This window comes from Streptomyces phyllanthi (genome assembly GCF_009377205.1).
In the GTDB taxonomy this organism is placed as follows: domain Bacteria; phylum Actinomycetota; class Actinomycetes; order Streptomycetales; family Streptomycetaceae; genus Streptomyces; species Streptomyces phyllanthi.
Genome location: NZ_VJZE01000448.1, coordinates 1 through 7429 on the forward strand (window position 1 = coordinate 1; position 7429 = coordinate 7429).

General features: G+C 71.0%; 7 protein-coding genes and 1 pseudogene. 4 read left to right on the forward strand and 4 right to left on the reverse strand.

The window, feature by feature from the left end; genetic code table 11:
- Positions 1-669 (reverse strand): annotated as a pseudogene (locus FNH04_RS37485) (hypothetical protein); the annotation flags it as partial.
- Between the two features lie 173 nt (positions 670-842).
- On the opposite strand from FNH04_RS37485, the gene FNH04_RS37490 reads away from it, so the two are divergent.
- Positions 843-1529 carry an RNA polymerase sigma factor gene (locus FNH04_RS37490; protein ID WP_152790302.1) on the forward strand — a complete coding sequence of 229 codons (687 nt, stop codon included), beginning with the start codon at positions 843-845 and terminating at the stop codon, positions 1527-1529.
- Between the two features lie 35 nt (positions 1530-1564).
- Positions 1565-2560, forward strand: a complete 996-nt coding sequence (locus FNH04_RS37495) for a CU044_5270 family protein (protein ID WP_152790308.1) — start codon at positions 1565-1567, stop codon at positions 2558-2560.
- A 184-nt stretch (positions 2561-2744) separates the two neighbouring features.
- On the opposite strand, the gene FNH04_RS37500 is transcribed toward FNH04_RS37495, so the two are convergent.
- Entirely contained in the window at positions 2745-3221 is a 477-nt protein-coding gene (locus FNH04_RS37500) for a hypothetical protein (RefSeq protein ID WP_152790303.1), read from the reverse strand.
- A gap of 122 nt (positions 3222-3343) precedes the next feature.
- Between FNH04_RS37500 and FNH04_RS37505 the strand changes: the two genes are divergently transcribed.
- On the forward strand, positions 3344-3859 hold the full coding sequence (locus FNH04_RS37505; protein ID WP_152790304.1) for a SigE family RNA polymerase sigma factor: 516 nt from the start codon (positions 3344-3346) through the stop codon (positions 3857-3859).
- A 64-nt stretch (positions 3860-3923) separates the two neighbouring features.
- Positions 3924-5204 carry a hypothetical protein gene (locus tag FNH04_RS37510; protein WP_152790305.1) on the forward strand — a complete coding sequence of 427 codons (1281 nt, stop codon included), beginning with the start codon at positions 3924-3926 and terminating at the stop codon, positions 5202-5204.
- Positions 5205-5222: 18 nt separating this feature from the next.
- On the opposite strand, the gene FNH04_RS37515 is transcribed toward FNH04_RS37510, so the two are convergent.
- Together FNH04_RS37515 and FNH04_RS37520 are read right to left on the reverse strand one after the other, a co-directional pair.
- A complete protein-coding gene (locus FNH04_RS37515) occupies positions 5223-6536 on the reverse strand; it encodes an Nramp family divalent metal transporter (RefSeq protein ID WP_152790306.1) in 1314 nt (437 codons plus the stop codon).
- A 196-nt stretch (positions 6537-6732) separates the two neighbouring features.
- On the reverse strand, positions 6733-7209 hold the full coding sequence (locus FNH04_RS37520) for an ATP-binding protein (protein ID WP_152790307.1): 477 nt from the start codon (positions 7207-7209) through the stop codon (positions 6733-6735).
- Positions 7210-7429: the final 220 nt, after the last annotated feature.

Sequence of the window (7429 nt, forward strand, 5' to 3'; positions counted from 1 at the left end):
GGTCAGGCGGGAGGACCGCGCGTCCGCGCGCGTCAGCTCCCAGCTGCGCTGCGGGATCTCGACGATCACGGAGCGCCTCGACTTCCGCATGGTGAAGGTGACGGCCGTCATGGCGGGTGTCTCCCCCACCGTCAGCAGCAGCCCCCGGCCGGGGTTCCTCCGGTCGGCCGACACGCCGTACGGGGCGCGGATCCGCACCACGGGGGCCGACGGCGACCAGACGTCGACCCGTGCGGTCCGCCGGTCCACCACCACCGTGACCGGGCCCGCCGGGCCCATGGCGACACGCCGTGCGAGCCACAGGGGTACGCCCTCGGCCCTCGCCCGGTCCGCGAGCGCGGCGACCGCCGCCGGACCACCGGCATGACGTACCGCCATGTCCCCGAGGGCCCGGGCGAACTCGGCGGCCCGGCGCACCCGCACCGGCTTGGTGGACCCGGTGACCCGCGTGACCGGCACGATTCCGTCGCCTGCGGGGATGTGCGCGAGCGGCCGCTCGGAGCCACCGCCGCCGAGCCACTGCCCCCGCAGATACGCGTCCGCCATGGCCGCCATCTGCAACTCCTCCGGCGGGGTCGTCCTTCGCCCCACCCGCAACCCGCCCTCGGTCAGTACGACCGTGCCGGCCAGCGGATTCCGGGACTGCTCCGCGTACACTGCTCCACTCACCTGCGCCCCCATGTCTCAGGCCGTCCGATGCACTGTTTAAGTCGGCCACGGCGCCGTGCGCGGTTCCGGGGACCGGTCTGCTTCTGTGGCGCAGGTCACCGGAACCACCCGCACCCCGCGGAGAGCCTTGGGTGTGAGGTGCATGAGGTACGAACGACATGGGTGCGCAGGACATGAGTGACCCCTTGCGCACGCGGATACGGGCGGGAGACCGCGAAGCCTTCTCGGAGCTCTACGAGGAGTACGCGCGCACCGTCTACAACCACGCCTTCCGGCTGACCGGCGACTGGTCGACCGCCGAGGAGGTGATGGCGGACACCTTCCTCGACGCCTGGCGTACCCGGGAGCAACTGGAGCCGGACGGCGGCACGGTGAAACCGTGGCTGCTGGGCATGGCGACGAACAAGTCCCGCAACGCCAACCGTGGCCTCGGCCGCCGTCTGGCCTTCCTGTCCCGCCGCCCGGCACCGGACCCGGTCCCGGACTTCGCCGAGGAGACCGCCGGCCGCCTCGACGATGCCCGCCGCCTGGCCGCCGTACGACAGGTGTACGGCGCTCTGCGGCGCGGGGAGCGGGAGGTGCTGGCGCTGTGCGTGTGGTCCGGCCTGGACTACGCCCAGGCCGCCGAGGCCCTGGATGTCCCGGTGGGGACGGTGCGCTCGCGCCTGTCCAGGGCGCGGGAGAGGCTGCGGAAGCTGACGGATCAGCGACTGCGGGAGGAGAAGCGGGAGGAACACCGGAAGGCAAGGGGAGAAACCCGCGCAAGAAACACGGAACCGCCGCGTCGTCGCGGAGAGCTATCCGGTGAGGCCGCGTTGGCGGCCCTTCCACTTCAGGAGATTCAGGAGGGATCCCGTTGACGGAGCGCGACGAACTGGCCCGGCTGCTTCCGGCCATGCCCGAACGGGACCTCCCTGCTGGTCGCCACTCCCATCACAAGGACCGTTTGATGCAGCTCATCGACGACGACAGGACGCCCACCGCGGCTCCGGCTCCACAGAACCGCCGCACCCGCACCCGCACCCGCCTCCGGCTGCCGCGCCCGGCACTGTGGATGCCCGCCGCGGCCCTGGCACTGGCCGGTGCACTGACCGTCGGCCTCGTCACGAACATGGATTCCGGCTACGGAATCGAACAGTCCGCGGGGCCCGTCGACGAAAAGGCCGTGGTCCTGCTCGACCGCATCGCCGACGTCGCCGCGAAGACGGAGGTCACGCCCGTACGCGACGACCAGCTGGTCTACATCAAGAGCCTGACGGCCGGCGCGGAGGCCCATGAGGACGGGTCGTACGAGCCGGGGCAGCTGCGGGAGCGGGAGGCGTGGTGGTCGCAGGAGCCGGGCCCGGTGAAGAAGCCGGCCCTGTTCTACGAGGGCGGCGGCTACTCCCCGCTCAGGGAACTGCTGCCGCCCGGTTCGCCCGGCACCCCGGCGGGCATCAACCGCCCCACCTACCGCTGGCTGGCCTCCCTGCCCACCGACCCGGGCGAACTCCTCGACGAGCTCTACCGCCTGACCAAGACGGTGGAAGGCGAGGAGAAGGCCCAGGCCGTCTTCGACAAGATCGGCTACCTGCTGGGTACGTCGGTCATGCCCCCGAGGACCGCCGCCGCGCTCTACGAGGCCGCGGCGAAGATCCCCGGGGTGACGCGCATGGAGAACGCGGTCGACCCGGCGGGCCGCCCCGGCGTGGGCATCCGCCGCGTCGACCAGCGGGTCTCCTGGGCCACGGAATGGATCTTCGACAGCGAGACCCTCACCTACCTCGGCGAACGCACCTACCTGACGAAGGACGTCCGGAAGGGCAAGAAGGGCACGGTCCTGGGAGAGACGGCGGTCCTGAAGCGGGCGGTCGTGGACGAGTACCGGGAGCGGCCGGGGGCGGGCACGTAGTAACGCTGACGCGGTCACTCCGGGCTTGGCTCCTGGGACTGGGCCCGGGCAGCAGGGCGGGCCATGACTGCCGGAACCACCGGCGGGGTCCCGCTCCGCGCGCGGAAGAGGCCCTGACGGAGCAAGCTGTCAAGGCGGGCAAGGCGGACCACCTGCTCTGAGCCCGCCCGGCCCCGTCCGCCCGTCAGCCCATGGGCCGGTAGTACTGCAACACCGGGATCAGCTGCGTGAACCACTCGTGCAGGCGGTCCCGGCGCTTCGCGTCGACCACGCACTCGTAGAAGTGGCCGTCCACGTGGACGACCCCCACGACGAGCCCCTTGCCGTTGCTGTTGGGGCGGTAGTGGACGCTGCGGATCTCGGGCCACGGGAACTCGACGCTCAGACCGTGGTCCTCGAAGGAGACGCCCGAGGCGTCCACGACGATGGAGTTGTGACGGTCCACCGCCAGGAACTCCGGGCCCGCGGGGGCGCCCGGCGCCGGGTACGCGTACGGGGCGTACGCCGGAGGCTGCGGGGCGGCGTACGCCGGAGGTTGCGGGGCGGCGTACGGCTGCGGGACCGCGTACGGCTGTGGTGGGGGGCCGAAGCCGGGCGGTGGCGACGCCGGCGGCGGTGGCGGTGGCGGAGGCGGTTCCTGGCCGTGGTCGGGCTGCTGCATCGACGCACCGTATCCCTTCAATCGATATGAAACATTCCGCAGGGTCCACCGCATCAACCAAGTGGAGCCAGGTGCGTTAGACGAAGTCGGCGCTCGAACCCGTACGAATCCAAGGGGCACGCATGAGACACGTCCGCGCGGACGGTTATCCGGAGTTCGCGGCGGCGCGCGCGGGGCATCTCTACCGGTCCGCCTGTCTGCTGACCGGCGGGGACACCCATCTCGCCGAGGACCTCGTGCAGGAGACGCTCGGACGGTTGTACGTGAAGTGGGGGCGCGTGTCCCGGGTCGGGAATCCGGCCGGGTACGCGCAGACCGTCCTCACCCGTACGTTCCTCGCCCACCAGCGGCGGCGCAGCAGCACCGAGCGGGCCACCGACACGTTCCCCGACGTGGCCGATCCACGCGGCCCCCACACCGACGCGCCGCTGCGGCTCACCCTCGTCGAGGCGCTGGCCCAACTGCCCGCCAAGGACCGGGCCGTGGTGGTCCTGCGCTACTGGGAGGACCGTTCCATCCAGGAGACCGCCGACGCGATGAACGCCAGCTCGGCCGCCGTACGCACGCGTTGCGTCCGCGCCCTCGCCCGGCTCCGCGAGCTCCTCGGTGAGGACCTCGGCGAGTACGCGACTCCCTGATCTCACCGTCACCCACATCCGCACCCACAACCCACGTACGCCCCTCCAGAAACGGTGGTTTGCCATGCCCGTCGAACAGCACGAGGACCCCTTCGAGGGCCGGCTCGGCGACGCCCTGCGCCAGGCCGGCGGCACCTTCGAGGCCGACGGCGCGACCCTGGTCGCCGGTGGAGAGGCGCGTGGACGCAGGCTGCTGCGGCGCCGCCGGGCCGCCGTCGCGGGTGGCGTGGCCGGTGTCGCGCTCGCCGGGGTGGGTGGAGCCCTGCTCGTGCCCTGGGGCGGGAGTGGCGGCGAGGAGTCCGTGGCCGCCGACCCGACGCCCAGGTCGTCCGCCGACGCCACCAAGTCCTCCACGCCGGTGTCGGGCGACGACCTCCTCCGTACCCTCAAGGGGCTCCTCCCGGAGGGGAAGTTCAGCGGCGAGGACTCTCGCGGGACCGAATCGGAAAGCGGTCCGTACGCGCGTCTCGTCTACGACGACGGCAAGGGCGGCGGCGCGATCGGCATCAGCATGGACCGGATCGAGCCGGGGAGCCGGCAGGCCCGTGAGGTGACCACGTGCCCGGCCGAGGAACTCGTTCCGCACGACGCCTGCTCCACGAGCCGGCTCCCCGACGGCTCACTGCTCAAGCTCTTCCAGGGCTACGAGTATCCGGACCGGCGCGTGGACACCAAGTGGTGGAGCGCCGAGCTCGTCACCCCGGAGGGTCACCACGTCTCCGTGAGCGAGTGGAACGCCGAGGCCGAGAAGGACGCCCCGATCACCAGGCCGAACCCGCCGCTCTCCACGGAGCAGCTGAAGAAGGTCGTCACGGCCGAGGCATGGCGTACGGCCGTCGACGCCATCCCCGAGGACCCGAAGGTCCCCGGGTCGGCTGCCTCCGGGCCGACGGCGTCCGCGCCCGCCGCGCCCCCGTCCGCCGACGGCGCGGCGATCGAGAAGACGCTCATCGGTCTGCTCCCCAAGGACGTCAAGGTGGTCTCGAAGGGAGGCCAGGAGGCCGAGTACCGCTTTGTCGTCGTCGACGACGGCAAGGGTGCGAGCTTCGTCCAGATCAACGTGCAGCCGGGGATGGACGAGGTCTTCGGGTCTGGCCTCGAGATCCTTCCCGACGGTACGAGGGTCGCGACGCGGCAGGGCCCGGGGGACGACAAGGGCGGCAAGGGGACCGTCATGTGGACCGTGGACACCGTCCGCCCCGGCAGCCTGCGGGTCGTCGTCAGCGCCTTCAACACCGGCGCGCAGAGCGCCGACGCGACCCGCGACACCCCGGCCCTCACCATGGCCGAGCTCAAACGCATCGCCCTCAGTGAGAAGTGGGAGCAGCTCGTACCGAAGGGGTGATCACCGCCGAGGAGGTGGTCAGAAGAAGTCCGCCCACGGCTGGTCCCAGATCTGCTTCACGCACAGCACCAGGAACAGCAGTCCCGCGACGGCCAGCATCACGTTGCTGAGCGGCCCGTTGCGCCACTGGCCGGGTGTGCGCGAGGAGTTGAGGAGCCAGAGCAGCGTCCCCGCGAGGAACGGGAGGAAGGCCGCGCCCAGGACGCCGTAGATGATGACCAGGCGGAAGGGCTGGCCCTGGAAGAGCAGGACCATGGGCGGGAAGGTCAGCCAGAGCAGGTACGCGCGGAACGGCCACGATTTCTCCCGCTGACCGGACGCGACCTCCTCGCCCTTCAGTTCGCCGCCGCGCGTGCGGTAGCGGGCCATGAAGTCGGCGAACATCAGGCTCACCCCGTGCCAGACGCCGATCAGCGAGGTGAAGGAGGTGGCGAAGAAGCCGATCAGGAAGAACTTGGCGGTGGCCGTGCCGTACTCGTCCTCCAGGATGTCGCCGAGCTGGATCAGGCCCTTGTCGCCGCTCGCGATGGCGACGTTCGCGGAGTGCAGGAGCTCGGCGCCCACGAAGAGCATCGCGATCACGAAGATGCCGGTCGTGGCGTACGCGACCCGGTTGTCCAGGCGCATGACCTTCATCCAGCCGGTGTCCGTCCAGCCCTTGGCGTTGACCCAGTAGCCGTACGCGGCGAGCGTGATGGTGCCGCCGACGCCGCCGATCAGGCCGAGGGTGTTGAGGATGGAGTCCTTCTCGTCGGGGAGGACGGGGAGCAGGCCGGCGAAGGCGTCGGGCAGGTTGGGGGTGACGCGGATCGCCAGGTACACCGTCACCACGAACATGACGCCGACCAGGACCGTCATGACCTTCTCGAAGACCGCGTACTTGTTGAACCAGACGAACACCAGGCCGACGAGACCGCAGGCGATGGCCCACCACTCGAGGTCCATGACCTCCGGGAACAGCGCCTGCAGGGGCAGCGCGCTCGACGACATCGCGGCCGCGCCGTACACGAAGCCCCAGATCACGACGTACACGGCGAAGAACCACGTGGTCCAGCGGCCGAGGCTCGCCCAGCCGTCGAAGAGGGTGCGGCCGGTGGACAGGTGCCAGCGGCCCGCCGCCTCGGCGAGGGAGATCTTGACGAGGCAGCCGATCACCGCGGCCCATAACAGGGTGTAGCCGAAGTTGCTGCCGGCGATGAGGGTCGCCACCAGGTCGCCGGCGCCGACGCCGGTCGCGGCGACGACGATGCCGGGGCCGATGTACTTCCAACTTGACTTCCGAGGGGCCGAAGTCGCTTTCCCGGTGGCTGAGTCGTCCGTGGTGTCCGTCATGCCGATCAAGAAAGCGCACAGCGGGCGAGGGCACAAGAGGGCGTGCGGTGAAGGAAGCGGTGAAGGAAGTCGGAGGTCTGGCGGGGTCGGGCGGGCCCCGCCGACCAGGTGTGCCTCAGTGGGGTGGACAAGGGGACGTCACGGGCCGGGCCAGGGGCCGGGCACGGGCTACGGGCTACGGGCTACGAGCTACGAGCTACGGCTGTCGCTCACCGCAGCCGTCCAGCCCGCACGTGCCGAGCTCGAACCACACGGTCTTGCCCGGCCCGTCCTCGTGGCAGCCCCAGCGCCGCGCGAGCGCGTCCACCAGGAACATCCCCCGGCCGCTCTCCGACGTCTCCGTGACACGGCGCACACGGGGGCGGCGGTGGTCGGCGTCGGAGACCTCGCAGCGCAGCACGCCGTGCGCGGCCGTGAGCGTCAGCCGCAGCCGGCTCTCGGCGTGCACGAGGGCGTTGGTGACGAGCTCGCTGACGAGGAGTTCAGCCGTGTCGCTCTGCTCGGTGAGGCCCCAGGACTCCAGTTGTCTTCGGACCTCCGCGCGGGCCTGGCCGGCCGCGGAGGGGCTGGGTTCGTACTCCACGGATCGATGCCCCGCGCCCAGCGGTAACGGGGGGAGCGTGCCGAACCGAGGACCGTGGTCGGAGAGGTGTCCCTCGGAAAGTCGCAGCATGCGTTCAGAGTGGCGTCCGCCGGGTGTCCGTCGCACGGGGAGGAATACCTGCTTCCGTACGTACGCGTGGCGTATGGGTACGTACGGAGGCGAGCGTACGGAAACAGGCGTACGAAGGAGGTCGCGCGGAGGTGGTCGTACGGGCTCACGCGTACGACGGGACCACACGCGGGACGGTGCCGGGCGCCCTTCCGGGGTGGGCGGGTCAAGGCCTGTCTCT

Excerpts from the sequence above, each read along its gene's own strand:
- FNH04_RS37505 (WP_152790304.1), top strand. The coding sequence starts at position 3,344 with ATGAGACACGTCCGCGCGGACGGTTATCCGGAGTTCGCGGCGGCGCGC.
- FNH04_RS37495 (WP_152790308.1), top strand. The coding sequence starts at position 1,565 with ATGCCCGAACGGGACCTCCCTGCTGGTCGCCACTCCCATCACAAGGAC.
- FNH04_RS37510 (WP_152790305.1), top strand. The coding sequence starts at position 3,924 with ATGCCCGTCGAACAGCACGAGGACCCCTTCGAGGGCCGGCTCGGCGAC.
- FNH04_RS37515 (WP_152790306.1), bottom strand. The coding sequence starts at position 6,536 with ATGACGGACACCACGGACGACTCAGCCACCGGGAAAGCGACTTCGGCC.
- FNH04_RS37520 (WP_152790307.1), bottom strand. The coding sequence starts at position 7,209 with ATGCTGCGACTTTCCGAGGGACACCTCTCCGACCACGGTCCTCGGTTC.
- FNH04_RS37500 (WP_152790303.1), bottom strand. The coding sequence starts at position 3,221 with ATGCAGCAGCCCGACCACGGCCAGGAACCGCCTCCGCCACCGCCACCG.
- FNH04_RS37490 (WP_152790302.1), top strand. The coding sequence starts at position 843 with ATGAGTGACCCCTTGCGCACGCGGATACGGGCGGGAGACCGCGAAGCC.